The sequence below is a fragment of the Halomonas eurihalina genome (assembly GCF_008274785.1).
GTDB lineage: Bacteria > Pseudomonadota > Gammaproteobacteria > Pseudomonadales > Halomonadaceae > Halomonas > Halomonas eurihalina.
In genome coordinates, this window is record NZ_VTPU01000025.1 from 1 (window position 1) to 18,244 (window position 18,244).

Annotated in this window: 19 protein-coding genes; 3 read left to right on the plus strand and 16 right to left on the minus strand. The window is 62.4% G+C overall.

The features are described 5' to 3' along the window. Window positions 1-81: 81 nt before the first annotated feature. Entirely contained in the window at window positions 82-351 is a 270-nt protein-coding gene (locus FZZ93_RS17100) for an Rdx family protein (RefSeq protein ID WP_149323509.1), read from the minus strand. Window positions 352-580: 229 nt separating this feature from the next. Here FZZ93_RS17100 and FZZ93_RS17105 point away from each other — a divergent pair, with 229 nt between their 5' ends. The 3 genes from FZZ93_RS17105 to FZZ93_RS17115 all read left to right on the plus strand — a co-directional run bounded on the left by FZZ93_RS17105 (window position 581) and on the right by FZZ93_RS17115 (window position 4,181). After that, the gene (locus tag FZZ93_RS17105; protein ID WP_149323510.1) at window positions 581-778 is read left to right on the plus strand and encodes a PA3496 family putative envelope integrity protein; all 198 of its coding nucleotides are present in this window, start codon (window positions 581-583) and stop codon (window positions 776-778) included. A 140-nt stretch (window positions 779-918) separates the two neighbouring features. Beyond that, on the plus strand, window positions 919-2,580 hold the full coding sequence (ettA, locus tag FZZ93_RS17110; protein WP_149323511.1) for an energy-dependent translational throttle protein EttA: 1,662 nt from the start codon (window positions 919-921) through the stop codon (window positions 2,578-2,580). A gap of 272 nt (window positions 2,581-2,852) precedes the next feature. After that, window positions 2,853-4,181, plus strand: coding sequence for a DUF2254 domain-containing protein (locus FZZ93_RS17115; RefSeq protein ID WP_149323512.1), 1,329 nt, complete (start codon window positions 2,853-2,855; stop codon window positions 4,179-4,181). 61 nt (window positions 4,182-4,242) lie between these two features. Here the strand turns inward: FZZ93_RS17115 and lpxL are convergent, their stop codons facing one another. The 15 genes from lpxL to FZZ93_RS17190 all read right to left on the minus strand — a co-directional run bounded on the left by lpxL (window position 4,243) and on the right by FZZ93_RS17190 (window position 18,215). Beyond that, on the minus strand, window positions 4,243-5,166 hold the full coding sequence (gene lpxL, locus FZZ93_RS17120) for an LpxL/LpxP family Kdo(2)-lipid IV(A) lauroyl/palmitoleoyl acyltransferase (RefSeq protein ID WP_149323513.1): 924 nt from the start codon (window positions 5,164-5,166) through the stop codon (window positions 4,243-4,245). Between the two features lie 19 nt (window positions 5,167-5,185). Continuing rightward, entirely contained in the window at window positions 5,186-6,286 is a 1,101-nt protein-coding gene (alr, locus tag FZZ93_RS17125; RefSeq protein WP_149323514.1) for an alanine racemase, read from the minus strand. Between the two features lie 210 nt (window positions 6,287-6,496). After that, on the minus strand, window positions 6,497-7,489 hold the full coding sequence (gene rpoS, locus FZZ93_RS17130; protein ID WP_149323515.1) for an RNA polymerase sigma factor RpoS: 993 nt from the start codon (window positions 7,487-7,489) through the stop codon (window positions 6,497-6,499). Window positions 7,490-7,757: 268 nt separating this feature from the next. Next, window positions 7,758-8,876 carry a peptidoglycan DD-metalloendopeptidase family protein gene (locus tag FZZ93_RS17135; RefSeq protein ID WP_309676073.1) on the minus strand — a complete coding sequence of 373 codons (1,119 nt, stop codon included), beginning with the start codon at window positions 8,874-8,876 and terminating at the stop codon, window positions 7,758-7,760. Next, complete coding sequence (locus FZZ93_RS17140) at window positions 8,860-9,846, minus strand: DUF368 domain-containing protein (RefSeq protein WP_246146273.1); 987 nt, start codon at window positions 9,844-9,846, stop codon at window positions 8,860-8,862. Before FZZ93_RS17140 ends, FZZ93_RS17135 begins: the two co-directional genes overlap by 17 nt. Continuing rightward, window positions 9,843-10,523, minus strand: a complete 681-nt coding sequence (locus FZZ93_RS17145) for a protein-L-isoaspartate(D-aspartate) O-methyltransferase (protein ID WP_149323516.1) — start codon at window positions 10,521-10,523, stop codon at window positions 9,843-9,845. Before FZZ93_RS17145 ends, FZZ93_RS17140 begins: the two co-directional genes overlap by 4 nt. Continuing rightward, window positions 10,510-11,256 carry a 5'/3'-nucleotidase SurE gene (surE, locus tag FZZ93_RS17150; protein ID WP_149323517.1) on the minus strand — a complete coding sequence of 249 codons (747 nt, stop codon included), beginning with the start codon at window positions 11,254-11,256 and terminating at the stop codon, window positions 10,510-10,512. Before surE ends, FZZ93_RS17145 begins: the two co-directional genes overlap by 14 nt. Continuing rightward, window positions 11,231-12,358: a tRNA pseudouridine(13) synthase TruD gene (gene truD, locus FZZ93_RS17155; RefSeq protein WP_149323518.1), complete on the minus strand. Its 1,128-nt coding sequence runs from the start codon at window positions 12,356-12,358 to the stop codon at window positions 11,231-11,233. Before truD ends, surE begins: the two co-directional genes overlap by 26 nt. Next, window positions 12,351-12,833 carry a 2-C-methyl-D-erythritol 2,4-cyclodiphosphate synthase gene (gene ispF, locus FZZ93_RS17160; RefSeq protein ID WP_149323543.1) on the minus strand — a complete coding sequence of 161 codons (483 nt, stop codon included), beginning with the start codon at window positions 12,831-12,833 and terminating at the stop codon, window positions 12,351-12,353. The genes truD and ispF overlap by 8 nt, the downstream gene beginning before the upstream one ends. Before the next feature lie 7 nt (window positions 12,834-12,840). Then, window positions 12,841-13,569: a 2-C-methyl-D-erythritol 4-phosphate cytidylyltransferase gene (ispD, locus tag FZZ93_RS17165; RefSeq protein ID WP_149323544.1), complete on the minus strand. Its 729-nt coding sequence runs from the start codon at window positions 13,567-13,569 to the stop codon at window positions 12,841-12,843. Beyond that, window positions 13,569-13,865, minus strand: coding sequence for a cell division protein FtsB (gene ftsB, locus FZZ93_RS17170; RefSeq protein ID WP_149323519.1), 297 nt, complete (start codon window positions 13,863-13,865; stop codon window positions 13,569-13,571). Before ftsB ends, ispD begins: the two co-directional genes overlap by 1 nt. A 199-nt stretch (window positions 13,866-14,064) precedes the next feature. Then, entirely contained in the window at window positions 14,065-15,135 is a 1,071-nt protein-coding gene (locus FZZ93_RS17175; RefSeq protein WP_246146275.1) for a transporter, read from the minus strand. Between the two features lie 135 nt (window positions 15,136-15,270). Continuing rightward, window positions 15,271-16,068, minus strand: coding sequence for a hypothetical protein (locus tag FZZ93_RS17180; RefSeq protein WP_149323520.1), 798 nt, complete (start codon window positions 16,066-16,068; stop codon window positions 15,271-15,273). A gap of 45 nt (window positions 16,069-16,113) precedes the next feature. After that, a complete protein-coding gene (locus FZZ93_RS17185; protein ID WP_246146277.1) occupies window positions 16,114-16,794 on the minus strand; it encodes a C39 family peptidase in 681 nt (226 codons plus the stop codon). A gap of 182 nt (window positions 16,795-16,976) precedes the next feature. Then, complete coding sequence (locus FZZ93_RS17190) at window positions 16,977-18,215, minus strand: hypothetical protein (RefSeq protein WP_149323522.1); 1,239 nt, start codon at window positions 18,213-18,215, stop codon at window positions 16,977-16,979. Window positions 18,216-18,244: the final 29 nt, after the last annotated feature.

Consider the following 18,244-nt stretch of genomic DNA (forward strand, 5'->3'; position numbering starts at 1 on the left):
CTCGTAGCTCGTAGCTCGTAGCTCGTAGCTCGTAGCTCGTAGCTCGTAGCTCGTAGCTCGTAGCTCGTAGCTCGTAGCACATTATCGATCGACATGCCCCAGGTCGCGCTCCGGATCCAGCCGGTCGCGCACCATCCGCTTCAGGGTCTTGCTGTCGGGAAAGCCCTCGTCGCGCTTGCGCTCCCAGAGGCTCTCTTCATCGAAGAAAATCTCGAAATGGCCGCCATGAGACGGCGCCAGCGCCACTTCCTCGAGCGCCTCGCCGAAGGTGGAAAGCAGCTCCTGCGCGTACCAGGCACTGCGCAGCAACCACTGGCACTGGGTACAGTAGTGAATGCGAATACGGGACATACGACCTCGACTGCCGCGTGGATTTCACCCCATGTTACCGCCAAGCAGAGACGCCGGCACAGCGTCAATCGAGCTCTTTCCGGCCACCTCGTCGCGCGCCTTTCCACAACGGGGCTTGCACTGCGCGAGATCTCGTCTTATATAGCCGGCAGATGCCCACGTTGATCGCCGGCTTGAGGCCCGGCACAGCGGGTGGCAAAGACCGCGATTGGCCATGGGAGGAGTTCGCATGCGCCCCGATTCTCTTCACGACGAGTACTACGACGATTCCGAACAGGACGTCGACGACGATGCCGACACCACCCCTGAACGCCCGGCCAGCCGCGCCGAGCGACTGCGTGCCCGACGACGCCTGGAAGATCTACTTGAGGAGCGGCGCCTGCAACGCGCCATCGGTGACGACTGGAGCCTGGACGAAGAGGAATGACGACCGCCCTACATGGCAGGAGCATTGCGGGATACGCAGGTAACGAGCAGTCGATGCGGTCTAGCCTTTCCATCGCCCGACCACTATCATCAGGGCCAGCGAGTGCTCCAACCCCGAACCTCCAACCCTAGTGAGATTCCATGGCGCAATACGTCTACACCATGAATCGGGTGGGCAAGGTCGTGCCCCCCAAGAAACAGATTCTCAAGGACATTTCCCTGTCCTTCTTCCCGGGCGCCAAGATCGGCGTGCTCGGCCTCAACGGTGCCGGCAAGTCGACCCTGCTGCGCATCATGGCCGGTGTCGACACCGAATTCGAGGGCGAAGCCCGCCCGATGCCGAACATGAAGGTCGGCTACCTGCCCCAGGAGCCCGAACTCGACGACGACAAGAACGTCCGCGAGACCGTGGAGGAAGCCCTGGGCGACATCAAGGAGGCCCAGGAGAAGCTCGACGCCGTCTACGCCGCCTATGCCGAGCCGGATGCCGACTTCGATGCCCTGGCCACCGAGCAGGCGCGCCTGGAGAACATCATCGAGGCCGCCGATGCCCACAACCTGGAGCGCAAGCTTGAAGTGGCCGCCGAAGCCCTTCGCCTGCCGCCCTGGGAGGCCAGGGTCGGCAATCTTTCCGGTGGTGAACGTCGTCGCGTGGCGCTGTGTCGCCTGCTGCTCTCCAGCCCCGACATGCTGCTGCTGGATGAGCCGACCAACCACCTTGATGCCGAATCGGTGGCCTGGCTGGAGCGCTTCCTGCACGACTACAACGGCACCGTGGTAGCCATCACCCACGACCGTTACTTCCTCGACAACGTGGCCGGCTGGATCCTGGAGCTGGACCGCGGCGAAGGCATTCCCTTCGAGGGCAACTATTCCCAATGGCTGGAAGCCAAGGAAAAACGCCTCGCCCAGGAAGCCAAGCAGGAAGCCTCCCGCCAGAAGGCCATCAAGCACGAGCTCGAGTGGGTTCGCTCCAACGCCAAGGGGCGCCAGGCCAAGAGCAAGGCGCGCCTCAACCGCTTCGAGGAACTGCAGTCCGGCGAGGTCCAGCAGCGCAACGAGACCAACGAGATCTACATCCCACCGGGGCCACGTCTCGGCGACAAGGTCATCGAGTTCCATGGCGTCTCCAAGCGCTTCGACGACAAGCTGCTCTACGACGACCTGAGCTTCACCGTGCCCCCCGGTGCCATCGTCGGCCTGGTCGGCGGCAACGGCGCGGGCAAGTCGACCCTGTTCAAGCTGATCGAGGGCACGGAAACGCCCGATGCTGGCGACGTGATCAAGGGCGAGACCGTGGACATCGCCTACGTCGAGCAGTTGCGCGACGATCTGGACAACAAGCAGACGGTGTGGGAGGCGGTCTCCGACGGCCAGGACATCCTCAACATCAACGGCTATGAAGTCTCGTCACGCGCCTATGTGGGACGCTTCAACTTCAAGGGCAACGACCAGCAAAAGCGCCTCTCGGACCTCTCCGGCGGCGAGCGCGGTCGCCTGCAGCTCGCCCAGACCCTCAAGCAGGGCGCCAACGTGCTGCTGCTCGACGAGCCGTCCAACGACCTGGACATCGAGACCCTGCGCGCCCTCGAGGAAGCCCTGCTGGCCTTCCCCGGCTGTGCCCTGGTGATCTCCCACGACCGCTGGTTCCTCGACCGCATCGCCACGCACATCCTCGCCTTCGAAGGGGATTCCCAGGTGGTGTTCTTTGAAGGCAACTACACGGAGTACGAGGCGGATCACAAGAAGCGTGTGGGCGACGACACACCGCACCGGATGAAGTACAAGCGCATCGACGCTTGACCGGCTTCGCCAGTCGGTAGCCTTAAGCGGCAAGCTTTAAGCCGTAAGTTGTGAACCCCCAAGGCCTCGTGCCTTTGGGGGTTTTTCTATGGTTACCGTCCCCTGGCGGCCTCGCCATGACAGTCGCCGTGTTCACACCATTATTCCTCCAGCCCTCTGGCATTCATTGCTGTGCCGTCACAACCGTTCACTTGCGCTCGATCACAACTCACTGCATAAGAGAGACACTGCCTATCAACGGCTGACCACGCCCTGCCCGGGGAGGGAACCTCATGCTGTTGTTTCACCCCATCATGCTGTTCAAGCGCTTTGCCAGTAGCATTGCCTACCTGCCGACACTGGCGGCACTGTTCTATGCCGTCCTCGGGCTGCTGGCATTGCTACCGCCGGTGACCAGCGACTTCCTGCCGACGGTCATCAAGGAGCTGGGCCTCGAAGACCCTGGTGGTGCGCAATCGCTGCTCACGGCACTGCTCGGCGGCATGATCTCGTTGGTGGTATTCAGTTTCTCGATGGTCATGTCGGTACTGTCCCAGGCCGGAGCCAATTTTTCCCACAAGCTGGTGTTCGGACTGATCTCCGCCCGCCGCCATCAGCTGGTTCTCGGCCACTATCTCGGCACCATCCTGTTTATCCTGATGCTGCTGATCGTGCCCTACTCGCTCGACGGTGACCGCATGTGGCGCTCCATTGCCGTGTATGCCGCCTGTGTCATGGTGCTGCATTGTCTGGCACTGTTCGTCTACTTCATCCACAACGTGTCACAGTCGATTCAAGTCGATGCCGTCATCAGCAGCCTGCATACCGACACCCTGTCCTCGATGAAGCAGCGCCATGACAGAGAAAAGGAAGACCGATGGCAGTACCAGCCCATCACGCCGTCCCTGCAAGCCCCCTGCCATGAGCTGCATGCCGGCGAGGCCGGATATATCCAGAGCGCCGACTTGCCCGCCATGGCCGAATTGGCCGAACGTATCGGCGGGGTCATACACCTCGACTTCCAGTTTGGCGACTATGTGCTGAAAGGCCAGCCGATCGCTCGCCTTGAAGGCGAGCAGGCGCCTGATGAAAAGTGGCGCACTTCCTTTCTCGAGACACTGATCCAACTGGACGGAGAGTCCGTGGGGGAGCACTTCGCGCACGGCATGAGCCAACTGATGGAGATCGCCATCAAGGCGCTGTCTCCCGGCATCAACGACCCCGGCACTGCCCGCTTGTGCCTCCATCGCATCACCGACCTGCTGAGCCATTACCTGGACACGAGGATGGCCAATCGATTACTGGACAGCCATGGTAAAGTGCGTGTCTGCTGGCGACTGGAGTCCTTCGACAGCCTTCTACATCGCCTGCTGACGCCCATTCTCCATTATGGAATGGAGGATCAGAGCATTCTGCTGGGGCTGCTCAAGGCATTGAAATCGCTCTCGGTCACCACCGATTCGCCATACCTCGCCACCCTTCAGCAATTTGCCGATCGGGTCGTCGAGTGCCTCGACGAGAACAGCCGACACGCGCTGGACCGAACGTTCGTCAACCAGCGGTTGAGCCAGGGCTACCACCGGCTGAATCTGCCAGATAGCCTGGACGCACGGTCACCGTGACCGCGGCGCATGCCATCGACCGGCGTAGCGCCACGGGCCTGCCCATAAGCGGCCCCTCAGCTCACACATCATATAGCTTGGGGTCGCTTTTGTTGGGCCGTGTCTTGAAGCGCCGATGCAGCCACAGGTACTGCTCGGGATGGCGGCGGATGGCGGCCTCGATGACGGCGTTGATGCGGGCAGCGTCTGCCACTTCGTCGCCGGTGGGGAAATCTTCCAGGGCCGGCAGGTATTCCAGGCGGTAGGTGTAACCGTCGGGATTGCGGTGGAAGATCAAGGGCATGACCGGTGCTCCAGTCATGCGGGCGATCTTGGCGGTGAGCTTGATGGTCGCCGCTTCCACACCGAAGAAGGGCGCGAACACACTGGCCTCGCGGCCGAAGTCCTGATCCGGCGAATACCAGACATGATGTCCCGTCTTGATGCGGCGTACCACGCCCCGCAGGTCGTGGCGGTCGATGGCGGTGCCGAAGATGCGATTGCGCGCCCGGGTCATGAAACGTTCGAACAGGGCGTTGTCGTGGGGCCGATAGACCACGTCAGCGGGAAAGAACAGCGAATGCAGGGCGCCGCCGAGATCCAGGGTCGAGAAGTGAATGCCGATGATCAGCGCGCCCTTGCCCTCGGCCTGCACTCGGGCCATGTATTCCTGCCCTTCGAAGACGACGCGATGACGCAGGTGCTCGGGGTCACGGCACCAACCGGTGGCCGTCTCCAGGATGCCGATGCCGTTGGCGATGAAGGCATCCTTGACCAGCCGCTGTTGCCGCGTCTCATCGAACTCCGGAAAGCACAACCGGATATTGGTCTCGGCAATGCGGCGTCGCCGCTTGGCGAAGCGCCAGGCAGCAAGCCCGATGAGCTTGCCGACCCATAGCTTGAGTCGCCAGGGCAACCAGGCGCCGACATGCATGGTGCCAATCGCCACCCAGGTCAGCCAGTAACGGGGATGAAGAAAGCGACTCGAGGAAACTTGCTCGGACATGGGGCTCTCACACTCGGATTCAGCCGCCATGATACCGCCTGGGCACCCTCGGCAGCACCCCGGTCAGCAGCGTGTAGCTGATGGTGTCGCAATGGTGGGCCACCTCGTCCACCGAGAGCACCTCGCCATTGGCGGCGCGGCCCCACAGCACCACCTCGCTGCCGATATCGGCCTCGGGAATGTCGGTGAGATCCACCGTGAGCATGTCCATGGAGACCTTGCCGACAAGGGTCGTACGACGCCCGGCGACCAGAGCCGGCGTGCCATCGATGGCATGACGGTCGTAACCATCACCATAACCGCAGGCCACCACACCGATGCGTGACGGGCGCGGGGCCCGCCAGCGACCGCCATAGCCGACCGGTTCGTCCTCGTCCAGGTCGCGCACGGCAATGAGTTCAGATCGCAGCGTCATCACCGGCTCCAGCGCGCGACTCGCCGAGTTGGAGTCCTCGAGGGGATCGCTGCCATAGAGCATGACGCCCGGGCGATTCCAGGCACCGTGACTCTCCGGCCGGGCCAGGGTCGCCGGCGAATTGGCCAGGCAGGTAGGCGCGTTCAGTGTCTCGGCAAGCGCGTTCAGGGTGCGCATCTGGTGCTCGAAGTAGGCCGTGTCAGCATGATCGGCAGTAGCGAAGTGGCTCATCAGATGCAGGCCGCACACCTGCGCCGGGGCGGCGCTCAGGCTCGCCCAGACCGATGCCGCCCGTTCGGGAGCAAATCCCAGGCGATGCATGCCGGAATCGACCTTGACCCAGGTGGGAATCGGCTCTGCCGGTAGATGGGAGAGCAACGCCTCGACCTGCCAGTCGCTGTGCACCACCGTCCCCAACTTCAGCGCTTCCACCCGCGCCAGCTCATCGGCCGAGAAGATCCCCTCCAGCAGGACGATCGGTGCCGTGACACCGCCGTCGCGCAGGGCTTCCGCCTCTTCGAGGCAGGCCACGGCGAAGGCTGGCGCCAATCCTTCCAGCGTACGGGCGCAAGGCACCAGGCCGTGGCCATAGGCATCAGCCTTCAGAACCGCCAGCGACCGGCTGTCCGGCGCCAGATCCCGGGCGAGACGATAGTTGTGGCGCAGGGCATCGAGGTCGATGTCGGCACGCAGGGGTCGAGCCATGGGGCACTCCATTGGGGTGGGATACGAGAGAAAATCCTGATTGGCGATCGGGCATCAAGATGCCACACCTATTGCCGAACAAGACACCAAATTACCAACACCAGGTAGGCTATCAACCTAATATCCTAAAAATTTCCAGTCTATTATTCTTTGTAAAAGAAAAAAGCCAGGACAACGTCCTGGCTTTTCTTGGCGCTTCGCAACGTTCGATTATTCGAAGATGGCGTCCAGATCGAGCCCTTGCTTGTCGAGCATGCGACGCAGTTTCTTCAGCGCCTCGACCTGAATCTGGCGAACACGCTCACGGGTCAGGCCAATCTCCTCGCCAACCTGCTCCAGCGTCGAAGCCTCGTGGCCACGCAACCCGAAGCGTCGTACCACCACTTCGCGCTGCTTATCCGTCAGTTCGGCCAGCCAGTCGTCGACATGCTGCTTGACGTCGCCATCCACCAGAGTGGACTCGGGCCCCAGGTCATTAGTGTCGGCGAGCGTCTCGATCAATGGCTTGTCGCTTTCGCTGCCCACCGGGTAATCCACCGAGGAAACCCGCTCGTTGAGCCCCATCATTTTCTTGACACTTGCCACCGGCTTGTCGAGGTGGTCGGCGATTTCCTCGGCGGTGGCTTCATGATCGAGCTTCTGGGTCAGCTCTCGCGCTGCCCTCAGGTAGATGTTGAGCTCCTTGACCACATGGATGGGCAGGCGAATGGTGCGGGTCTGGTTCATCAAGGCCCGCTCGATCGTCTGACGAATCCACCAGGTGGCATAGGTGGAAAAGCGGAAACCACGCTCAGGATCGAACTTCTCGACGGCGCGAATCAACCCTAGATTGCCTTCCTCGATCAGGTCGAGCAGGGTCAGGCCACGATTGAGATAACGCCGCGCGATCTTGACCACCAGGCGCAGATTGGACTCGATCATCCGCGAACGCCCCTGCGGATCGCCCTGGCGAGCGAGACGCCCGTAGTGGACCTCCTCCTCGGGCGTCAGCAGTGGCGAGAAGCCGATCTCGTTGAGGTAGATCTGCGTGGCATCCAGGCTGTGATGGTTATGACGATCCTCGCGGCTAAGCGCCTTCTCGAAGGCCTCGTCACTGTCATCGGTGGCGCCGGCTTCTACCTCCACCGTCTCGACGGCGTCGTCATCCGCCTCGGCGGCCGACTCCAGATTCACATCCTGAAGGTCCCGTTCAAGCATGCTCATCGATTACTACCCCATGGTTGCGGCTGGACATCGTTCATCACGCTGCTCACGATCAATGCCCGAGATTATTATTGTATGACGCTCCGGTGGCGATACGAGGGAAACACTGTATAAACGCCTACGCATGCAAATCGCTGCGTTACGCGGTGCTCAAAAGCTCGCCTAACCTCATGTTATGTCTCGCTTTCTGTGCTCCGGACGCCTTGCGCTTCACTATGCTCGGCTATTTATTCAGCATTTCCCGAGAGAGGCTCGCTGGACACGCCATTCAACGTGCGGGCAGATACTCCAGGGGATCCTGAGGCTGGCCATCCTTGCGAACCTCGAAGTGCAGCCTGACATCCTGGGCATCGCTGTCGCCCATGGTGGCGATCACTTCACCGGCCTGGACCACATCGTTCTCCTTCACACGCAGGGTGTCGTTGTGGGCATAAGCACTCAGGTACTCGTCATTGTGCTTGAGCAGGATCAGGTTGCCGTAGCCGCGTACCCCGCTGCCCGCATACACCACGATACCTGGCCCGGCTGCCTTGACAGGTTGCCCCTTTTGACCATCGATATCAATGCCGGCAGTGATACTATCGCCCTCACCGTAATTGCCCACGACACCGCCATCCGTCGGCCACTGCCAAGCGACCTTGTCGGCCGGAGTGTAGCGGCGCGGTTCTTCGCTTTGCGTATCCCGGGAAGCCGCAGCGGGCTCTTCGGTCGCGGCGGTCTCGCTCGCCTGTGCCTCGGCGTCGGAGGAACTCTCGTCAGCTTCGGAGTCGGCCGACTCGCTATCGCTGTCACCGTTACTATCGCTTTCGTCGTCGTCCGCAGCGCGGTCATCCGACGCCGCATCATCTTCGGAGGATGACGCGTCTTCCCCATCCTCATAGACGGGGCCAGGTACACCGGCATCCGCTCCATCGGCGCTCGCCGAGCCGTCAGAGGCGGCGTCCTCGGGCAGCAGCCAGTCCAGCGAGCCATCCTCGCCGCCACTGGTTCCGCCACCCTGGGTGCCGCTGGCCACGGCACCGGCAGCCGCCACGCCACTGGCCACGGCGGCCCCCTCGGCACCATCACGCTGGGCATCGGCCGACGCCGTGCCTTGACGGACCGGGCCGCCTTCGCCGCCCAGCCTCAACCGCTGGCCGGGCTGGATGCTGTAGGGAGGGCCGATGTCGTTCATCTCGGCCAGGTCGCGATAATCCATGTCGTGTTGCCAGGCGATCCCATACAAGGTATCACCGGACTTGACGGTATATTCAGCGGGTGTCGACGCCGCCCGGCCGGCCGACAGATCCTCGACCTGTACCGGCGGCGCCTCGCTCTGGGATGTGGCACAACCGGCCAGTGCCAGCGCGAGCCCCGAGATCAGCAGCCCCTTATGCATTGGAACCATCCTCCTTGTCCTTGTCTACGCTATCACGCCCACCGGTTCGTGATGTATCACCGCCGCGGTTGAAGCGATCAACGCACAGCACCAGTCCGGCCCCAACCAGCATCAAAGCCAGCACGGCCGGTAACTGGACGGGATCACCGGTAACTACACCGAAGTTTCCCGGGGTAAGATAATGATACTCCAGCGGGATCATCTGCCCATCCGGCCCAAGTTGATAAGACGCCAGTTGACGCCAGGGCCAGAGGGTCGGCAACGATCCCAGAATGAAGCCAACCAGCATTTGCAGCGTGGCGCCGCGGCAATGCCGAAGCAACCTGGACAGCAAACGCGAGAAGACGAACAACCCGACCAGGCAGCCACTACCGAACACGGCGAGCAAGCCCACGTCGAAACTCCGCACGCCTTCCATCACGGTGCCATAAAGTCCCATCGTCAGCAGCAGAAAACTGCCGGAAACCCCCGGCAGCAGCAATGCACTGATGGCGATGGCACCTCCCGCCGCCAGCATCAGGTTCATGCTGCCCAATTGCGATACCCAGGGCATCAGGGCAGGCAACCATTGCGCCAGCAGCAGCCCGAGGACCAGCGGCACCAGGTACCACCATCGCCACGCCACGGGATGACGCCAGACAACCAGCGCCGAAGCGGCGACCAGGCCGAAAAAGAAGCCATCGAGCAACCTCGGCTGCACATCCATCAACCACACGACCAGATGCGCGATGCTGATCAGGCTGAGCGCGATACCGACCAGCAGGGGCACCAGAAAACGCAGGTTGAGATACTCGACCAGAGCGACCAGCCCATGGCGGCGCCATACGCCAATGGCCCCCGGGCCGAAACGCTCGATGGTGTGGATCAATTCTTCATAGATACCGGTAATGAAGGCGATGGTACCGCCCGAGACCCCGGGCACCGCATCGGCGGCTCCTATGCCGGCCCCCTTGAGCAAGAGACTAAAATGACGCTTCAACGAATGACTCCTTCCAGCAACGGCACAAAACGTACCGGCTCCAATCTCTCTCGCTCGAACTGATTCCCGTTGCGACGTACCCGCACGAGCCATTGACGCCCGCCTTTGTCCGCCACTGGCGCAATCATGACACCGCCATCGGCCAGTTGAGCCAGCAATGGCATGGGCATTTCGCTGGCGCAGGCCGTCAGCAGGATGACATCAAAGGGTACCGCCTCGGGCCAGCCGTGGCCCCCGTCGGCCAGTCGCAACTGGACATTGCCCGCTTCGAGCAGCCGCAGCCGCTCGCCGGCGCGGCGATGCAGTGCATTGATGCGCTCCACCGACCAGAGTTCCTCGACCAATCGTGACAATATCAATGTCTGGTAGCCAGAGCCGGTACCGATTTCCAGCACCCGGGTCGGCTCGGCCTGGACGACCAGCTCGCTCATGCGTGCCACGATCCAGGGGCGCGACAGGGTTTGGCCATGCCCGATGGGCAGGGACGTATCCTCGTAGGCGCGGTGAGAAAGCGCCTCATCGAGGAACAAGTGGCGCGGCGCCCGGGTCATCACCTCCAGCACGCGCTGATCGCGAATGCCCTGATAGGCCAGGCGCTCCACCATGCGATTTCGGGTCCGCTGCGAGGTCATGCCGATGCCTTGCAGCAGGCCGGGGTGAAGGTCAGGTAAGTGCATTCAACCAATCCTGCACGTCGTCGCGCGCCGCATGCCGGGTCAGGTCGGTCTGCAGCGGCGTGATGGACACGAAGCCGGCCTCCACGGCGGCGAAGTCGGTATCCGGGCCATCATCGGCGTTCTCGCCCACCGGGGCAATCCAGTAACGCTTGCGGCCACGCGGATCCTCTACTTCCAGGGGGCGCGCTGCCGGCCCTCGATAGCCCATCCGGGTTACCCGGAAGCCGCGCAACTCCTCCCAGGCCAAGTCGGGAACATTGACGTTCAACAGGCTGCGTGGCGGCAACGAGAGCTGATCGGCGGCGCCGACCAGGCTCGCCGCCACCCGGCCGGCCGTGTCGAAGTGGTGGCGCCCCACCAGTGACATGGCGATAGCCGTCATGCCCAGATTGCGCCCTTCCATGGCCGCCGCGACGGTGCCGGAATAGAGCACATCGTCGCCGAGGTTGCCGCCATGGTTGATGCCGGAAATCACCAGATCCGGGCGCTCCGCCCAGACGCCGTTGACGCCCAGGTAAACGCAGTCCGCCGGCGTGCCGTCGACGCTGTAGAAGCCATTTTCCAGGGCGGTCAGCGCCAGAGGTCGCGTCAGGGTCAGCGAGTTGCTGGCACCGCTCTTGTCGCGGTCGGGCGCCACCACGCGCAGGCGGGCATGCGAGGTCAACGCATCGTACAGCGCCCTCAGGCCGGGGGCATGGACACCATCATCATTGGACAGCAGCAGTCGGCGCATCCGCAGCTCCTCGTTCGTCGCCCCCGTCCGGGGGCGGCTGGAAATTCAGGGTCGGGTGATCGATCAATTCACGCAATACCGAGGTGGCGTAGGCACCGGGCGGCAACTCGAACGACAGCCATATCGCGCCTTCGGCGTCGCGTTCGAGGCTTGGGGAGGCCAGGCGTAGACGCAAGGGACGCCGTGCCAGGCGTGCCCCGGCGCGTTCCAGGCCCTCGCAAAGCACCTGGTGCGTCGCCAGTGACTCGTGCTCGAGCGCCAGGGCCGCCTCCCGGGCCACCGATTCGCCGCGCCCCCACAGCACGCCGCTGGGGTGGATATCCAGGCGCGCCGCCCTGTCGCGAAGCTCATCGTCGAGCCGTTCGATGACGAACTGGCTACTCGTGCCCTCCAGGATCACAGCCTCGCCCTCGAGCGGCGAGCCCCATGTATCCCGCTCGATACGTGCCGCCAGTTGAACGTTGAACAGATAACTGCGCGCCGCCGAGAGTAGCATCCCCTGGGGATCGTCACGCTTTCGCCAGCCGCGCGACAGCAACGATGCTGCCCGGTGCAGGTTGCGGCCATCGGGGCCAAAACGCTGGGGGCCGAAGTAGTTGGGCACCCCGTGCCGGCATAGCCACGCCCAGCGCTCGTCGAGTTCAGGGTCAGTCGTGACCTCACCGGTCAGTCGCAGGCGAAAGCGGTTGCCGCGATGCACGCCGCGCTTCAGTTTACGCGGATGGCGATGGGTCTCCAGCAGCGCCAGGGACTGCCCCGCCAGGCGAGCCGGCAGGTCGGCCGGTGTCTCGCGGCCGGGCAGATGGACTGAGAACCATTGCCGGGTCACAGCTACGCGATCCTTCAGGCCCGCGTAGCCGACCGCTCGAGGCGCGACCTCGCAGGCCCGTGCCAGCTCCCGCGCCACCATGGCAGTGGTCATGTCACGCTTCTCGACCCATAGCCAGAGATGCTCCCCCTGCCCTTCCGGCGCGAAGCCGAGGACTTCCTCCACCTGGAAGTCCTCGGGACGTGCCCGGTAGGCCCCGGGGCAAGGCGGACCGAAACGGGCATCGAGGGTACGCGGCCAGCATGGCGGCCAGACGGGGCGCGTCTCAGTCATGCGCGTGCTCCACCAACAGGATCACCGCCTCGGCGGCAATGCCTTCTCCACGGCCGGCGAAGCCGAGTCGTTCGGTGGTGGTCGCCTTGACGTTGACTGCACCGCGCTCGACGTTCAGGTCCTCGGCGATATGGGCGGCCATGGCGTCGATGTGCGGCGCCATGCGCGGTGCCTGGGCGATCACCGTGGCGTCCAGGTTACCCAGGCGCCAGCCCCGCTCGGCGACCAACGCCATTACATGGCGCAGCAGCATGCGGCTGTCGGCACCGGCCCAGGTTGGGTCATCATCCGGGAAATGGCGGCCGATGTCGCCCAGGGCACAGGCGCCGAGCAGGGCATCGCAGATCGCATGCAGCAGGACGTCGCCATCGGAGTGGGCAACGAAGCCATGCGAGTGGGGAATGGCGACGCCACCGATCTTCAGGTGGTCGCCGTCGCCGAAGCGGTGCACATCGAAACCGTGGCCGATTCGCATCATGATGTCAGCGGCACTCCTCATGGCCGGTTGGAACCACACCCGACGCCTGGGCGGCCAGGATCTGCCCAGCCAGGGCAAGGTCTTCGGGATGGGTGATCTTGAGATTGTCGCGGCGCCCGGGGACCAGTCGCGGCGACAGCCCCAGGGCTTCCACCGCCGACGCCTCGTCGGTCACGACCACGCCATCGGCATGGGCGCGTGCCAGGGCACGACGCAGCACACCCAGGCGAAATCCCTGGGGCGTCAGGGCATGCCACAGGCCGGCGCGATCCTCGGTACTCGCCACCTGGCCGGCGCCATCATCGCGCTTCATGGTGTCGGCCACCGGCGCGGCCAGCAGGCCTCCGACAGGATCGTCGCTCACCACGGCGAACAGCCGCGCCAGGTCAGAGACATCCACGCAGGGGCGTGCCACGTCATGCACCAGCACGAGCGCCTGCTCGTCGGCGCCCTCGGCAACGATGGCCTCCAGGGCATTCACCACTGAGTCGACACGTTCCGCGCCACCGTCAACCCGGCGCCAATCGCTGAATGGCACCCAGGCGGGGTCGAAATGGTCATCCTCGGCATCCAGGCAGAGACACAGGCGAGCTTCGGGAAAGGCGGCATGCAGGCGTGACAGGGTATGCGCCAGGACGGTTCTCCCTCCCAGCGTCAGATACTGTTTAGGCCGATCGGCGCCCATGCGACGACCGCATCCCGCGGCGGGTACCACCAACCACGGTGTCGGCATCACGGAGCCGCCTCCCCATCTCCCGCATCGGGCACCCAGAAGAACTGTTCGTCGCTGCGCACCATCCCCACTTCGTTACGCGCGCGCTCCTCGATGGCATCCAGGCCGGTCTTGAGATCCACGACCTCGGCGGCCAGGCGCTCGTTGCGCGCTCGCAAGGGCGCATTTTCGGTTTCCAGGTTCTCCACGCGCTGCCCCACGTCGGCGAGCTCGCGCACACTGCCCTCGCCCAGCCACAGGCGATACTGCAACAGCACCAGGAGTGCCACAAGCACGACGGCCAACCACTTGAGCATGCGAGAATTCCGTCAGCAGTTTGCGATGGCGGCATTATGCCATCTTCCCCCGCCGGCCTCATCCACGAAACGGTGCTCTTGCCTCACCAGGCACAAGACGGCGACCAGGGCATGCCCTGATCGCCATAGTGACATCACGTTTCAAAGCGCCACGTCTCGTCTATCACAGACCGAATATCATGGCCTGACTGTCATAGCGTCATAGCTGGAAGGGCATTCGGAAGGTCAGGCTGATGTCGGACGCGTCATCGGTCAGGCCGATGCCCAGATTGGTCACGATGGAAGTCGAGTCGTTCAATGCATAGGTACCGCCAATATTGAAGACACCAACGTTGGCGTCACTGTCGATGACCTTGCTGGTACTGCCATTGGAAGTGATTTCGGATTTGCGAATATGCTCATGGGAGTAGGAAAGTGCCAGGCTGAGTCGCTCATTGAGCGCGAAGGCCGTACCGAAACCGACCTGAATACTGTCGCCCAGGTCGACATCGCCGGGTTGATCGCCCGAGGATGCCGAAATATCGTCGAAGGATTCCTCGAAATTGTAGGTATATCCCAGGCTACCGAAGACGATGGCCGGATCCAGCGTCTTGAGTAGCGATATACTGGTTGTCGCCGCCCAGACGCCATTACCGGTAGGCAGTTCGGTCGGCACTACCAAGTTCGTATTGTCGTCCTCGCGCAGGCCGATGCCGTAAGGATCCTTGCCGGTCGGTGCACGAACCCCGGCACTGATCACGACATCGGGACGTGTCGAGGTTTCCGGCAACAAGCGATAGGATAATATCGCCGAAATATCCCCCAATGCCGCCTCATCGACATTCACTTCGCTTTCCCGCTCCGTGGAAAGATCATCGCCGATGGACTGATAGGTCGTACTGCGATACACGAAAGGTACCGTCACCCCCAACTCCAGACGGTTGGAGAAGCCATAGCGCATGTTGAGATCGAAGGTGGTGATATGCGTTTCCACCCCGTCCAGGTTCAACTCTCCCAAAAAGATCGCATCCAGGGCGAGAAAGCCCCTCAGTGCAAGTTTGGAACGATCGGAATAGGAGTAATTGATACTCGGTTCGATGGAGAACCGATTATCGAACAGAGTGTGTTCCTCACGTAAGACATCTTCAACGCTCTTGCTGGGTCGCGCCTCTCTCACGATCCCACCGTCACTTTCCTGCGCCACGGCCGGTGTGGCCGAGAGACCCGCAATGCCGATGGCGACCAGGCTCCATTTCACCCTTGCTTCCTGGGCTGACATATTATTATTCACGATCACCCTCCTTCCCCCTCGGAATATGATCCCAGGCATACTATTCGAGCACCCCACCGGATGTCGGGGCATGCCTTCCTGAATCAGCCTAGTAGTCCCTGGAAAATTTGTTCGCCCGCCTCTTTTACGGTGTCTTCAACGACGCAATTGCGAAGCCATCCTCATGGCACCTCTGACCCCCACCGATCGCTCCATCCCCGGTCTATTGTTCATATAAAGCTGTAGACGTGTCAGGTTGTGCACGCGCTGCAGGTTGCTGGAAAGCTGGATACGCTGATGCAGCCCCTGCCCTGGCAGGACGGCCTGCGACACATGGCCGATGCCAGGCACCTTCATGTCGACACTGAAGTCATTGCCCGACGCATTGACCGCGACGCGCGTCCCCGAGGCCAAGCGCCGCTCGACGCGGGAAACGCCCGCCGCCCCTGTCGGCACGGAAGTGCCGGCGGCATCCAGAATATCGACCTGCAACTCGTTGGCCGCCGTGTTGAAATCCCCTCCGGCCTGGATCGACTGCACGACCCCCCTGGCATTGGGGGTTCCCCCATCGATCACGACGGCGCCATTGCCCATCGTGGCCGCCAGAGCGGGACCGTCGATCACCGAAATGACCGGCTCGAACGACACACGTGGCGTGCCACCACTGAGATCGCCCATCACCCCCGCTCTGGCCCGGATATGCTCACCGGCTGCCGTTCGCCATTCACTCGACATCTGCACCCCGAAGTACATGAGCCTCCCCCGATCTACGAAGCGTCCTCGCATGGTGCTCAATTCATCATCGCTGAGTTGCCGGGCCTCGGAGAACGGCTCGAAGCTCGAGGTGGCCGCCTGGGCCGAAGGTATGCCCTCTTGCGACATCGCCAACAGCAGCGGCGTGGAGAACGCTAAAATACGCCAGGTATTTGTGCCCCTTTTATATTTGCCGATCATGACCGTATCCCCTTGAGTGGCATACCAAACCGACGAGCCCGAAGCTCAGAAAAGCTCGGCGTGCCGAAAACCAAAATCGATCAGTTGGTCTCGCGGTGCTGGAGAGAAGACGTCCTGCAGACGATGCGCGGTCAATGGCTGACGCGGATCGAGCAGAACCGTATAACGGTCATAACCTTCCCCCACCACGGCAAAGATGATGTTATTCCATGCAGCCATGAAGTCGTCGCGCGACATCATGCGATTGCCCAGCGCCGGATCACCGACGTAGATGCGATCCCCCCGGGCCTTCTTCATCACCACGAAATGCTTGTAGCCTTCCAGGTCGAGCAACACGATCACCGGAATCGATATCTCATCCAGCGTATCGGGAGCGACCTCGTAGCCACGCCCTCGGTATCCGTTCGTTTCCACATAGCGCTTCAGGTCAAGCAAAGAAAAGCCGCGCTGACGCACGACTTCGGGATCGGATACTTCGAGCATGCCCGCCAGGACATCATTCTCGGTAATTTCCGTCCGCCCATAGGCATATTTGAGCACCGTGGCCAAGGCCGCGGCCCCGCAGGAAAAATCGGTATGCTGTTCGACCAGATCCTCGTAGCGCCTCTCGCGTATGGATTGCACATCCTTTCGCACCATGGTGTCGGACAGGACATTGCCCAGGCTCATGCTGGCCGCCAACGCCATGTTGTCAGATGCCACACTGATAAAGATGCCCGTCACCATCGCCGTGAATAGCCGCAAACGCTTGAAGCTCATGCGCTTGAAATTCATGGTGCGCTCCCGGTACTGCATCGTCGGAGGGCCAGTGCCACCCGGCGAAGAATAGAGTCTCCCGACCCGCATCGCGGGCCGGGAGTGTTGAACTGTCATGACATCTCGCTAGAGGTCATGCAGCGACGGCCGTATTACATTTCGCCGCCACCGCCACCTGCCCCGCCACCTGCGGCGGACGAAGCAATGGACAGGGAGTTGCGTTGCAGGTTGTTGGTACCGGCGGCAACGTTGACGCCGATGTTGCCGACCGCGCCGCGCAGGGCATTGCCGGTCAGTTCGGCGTTGTTCTCATTGGCCACGTACACGGTATTGGTCGCCGTGACGCTACCGGAGAGCGTACCGCCCATGGCCATCAGGCCCGCTTCACGGAAGGCCAGCCGGCCACGATATTCCCCTTCTGTAGTGCCATCCTCGTTGAAGGCGAAGGCGCCGCCATCGTTGTTGAGATCCTGAGCACCTTGGGCAGCGGAATCGATATCGATGTGTCCGGTGGCATTGCCCGAGGTATGCACGCCGCCATCACCGTTGTCGGTACCATTCCAGGTATCGGGATACAGGTTGCCAATCTGGTCGGACTGACCGGTATAGGAGCCATCGTAAGTACCGGACTCGCGACCGCGACCGACACCGGCATAGCCGCCCACCATCACGCCGGACACAGTGACGTCAGTGGTATTGGTGAAGGTCTCGGTATGGCCACTATTGGCGGTGTAGTTGCCATAGGTGGTCTGTACCCCACCGGTCGTGGCATCGGCCGAGCCGCTGGAGGTATTGACCGCAGCCGCCAGGCTGTTCTGCTGGCCATTGCCGACACCGGCGGCAACGTTCACCCCAATGTTGCCGCTGGCGCCACGCAGTGCACTATCACCCATGCGAGCATTGTTCGGGCTGCCACTGTTGATGGTCACGTTGTTCGAGCTGGACTGAGCCGAAAAGGCAGCAGCCTGACCGAACACCCGAGCCGCATCCGAAGCGGCAAGTGCCGCATCATTGGCTTGCTGGTTGTTGTCGCCCGCCGCCACGTTGACGCCGATATTACCGGCGGCATTGCGCAGGGCACTGCCATCCAGGTCGGCGTTGTTGGTGGAGACGGTATTATCGACACCGTTGCCATTGATCAGCTGCTTGCTGTCCACGGTGGCACCGGCATAGTTGGGGTCACTGGTCCGTACCCGGACATCGACCTTGAAGTCCTTGTAGGTATCGCTGTCATGGTTGAGCTCGACGTCGATGTTGTTATCGAACTTGGAGTCGATATAGCTGTCGGTGTCGAAGTCATTATTGCCCCGGTTCCCGTCGGCGAAGGCTGCGGGAGCGGCCATCAGTGCGGCGACAGCCAGAGCGAGCGGAGCTTTTTGGAATGTTTTCATGGTCCTTCTCCTGAATGAGCCATTGGTGA

What these genes read in the sequence shown, in the direction of transcription:
- alr (WP_149323514.1), bottom strand. Translation starts at nt 6,286, where the DNA reads ATGGCTCGACCCCTGCGTGCCGACATCGACCTCGATGCCCTGCGCCAC.
- FZZ93_RS17180 (WP_149323520.1), bottom strand. Translation starts at nt 16,068, where the DNA reads ATGATCGGCAAATATAAAAGGGGCACAAATACCTGGCGTATTTTAGCG.
- ispF (WP_149323543.1), bottom strand. Translation starts at nt 12,833, where the DNA reads ATGCGAATCGGCCACGGTTTCGATGTGCACCGCTTCGGCGACGGCGAC.
- ispD (WP_149323544.1), bottom strand. Translation starts at nt 13,569, where the DNA reads ATGCCGACACCGTGGTTGGTGGTACCCGCCGCGGGATGCGGTCGTCGC.
- ftsB (WP_149323519.1), bottom strand. Translation starts at nt 13,865, where the DNA reads ATGCTCAAGTGGTTGGCCGTCGTGCTTGTGGCACTCCTGGTGCTGTTG.
- FZZ93_RS17190 (WP_149323522.1), bottom strand. Translation starts at nt 18,215, where the DNA reads ATGAAAACATTCCAAAAAGCTCCGCTCGCTCTGGCTGTCGCCGCACTG.
- FZZ93_RS17135 (WP_309676073.1), bottom strand. Translation starts at nt 8,876, where the DNA reads ATGGTTCCAATGCATAAGGGGCTGCTGATCTCGGGGCTCGCGCTGGCA.
- rpoS (WP_149323515.1), bottom strand. Translation starts at nt 7,489, where the DNA reads ATGAGCATGCTTGAACGGGACCTTCAGGATGTGAATCTGGAGTCGGCC.
- FZZ93_RS17115 (WP_149323512.1), top strand. Translation starts at nt 2,853, where the DNA reads ATGCTGTTGTTTCACCCCATCATGCTGTTCAAGCGCTTTGCCAGTAGC.
- truD (WP_149323518.1), bottom strand. Translation starts at nt 12,358, where the DNA reads ATGACTGAGACGCGCCCCGTCTGGCCGCCATGCTGGCCGCGTACCCTC.
- ettA (WP_149323511.1), top strand. Translation starts at nt 919, where the DNA reads ATGGCGCAATACGTCTACACCATGAATCGGGTGGGCAAGGTCGTGCCC.
- FZZ93_RS17145 (WP_149323516.1), bottom strand. Translation starts at nt 10,523, where the DNA reads ATGCACTTACCTGACCTTCACCCCGGCCTGCTGCAAGGCATCGGCATG.
- FZZ93_RS17105 (WP_149323510.1), top strand. Translation starts at nt 581, where the DNA reads ATGCGCCCCGATTCTCTTCACGACGAGTACTACGACGATTCCGAACAG.
- surE (WP_149323517.1), bottom strand. Translation starts at nt 11,256, where the DNA reads ATGCGCCGACTGCTGCTGTCCAATGATGATGGTGTCCATGCCCCCGGC.
- lpxL (WP_149323513.1), bottom strand. Translation starts at nt 5,166, where the DNA reads ATGTCCGAGCAAGTTTCCTCGAGTCGCTTTCTTCATCCCCGTTACTGG.
- FZZ93_RS17185 (WP_246146277.1), bottom strand. Translation starts at nt 16,794, where the DNA reads ATGGTGACGGGCATCTTTATCAGTGTGGCATCTGACAACATGGCGTTG.
- FZZ93_RS17100 (WP_149323509.1), bottom strand. Translation starts at nt 351, where the DNA reads ATGTCCCGTATTCGCATTCACTACTGTACCCAGTGCCAGTGGTTGCTG.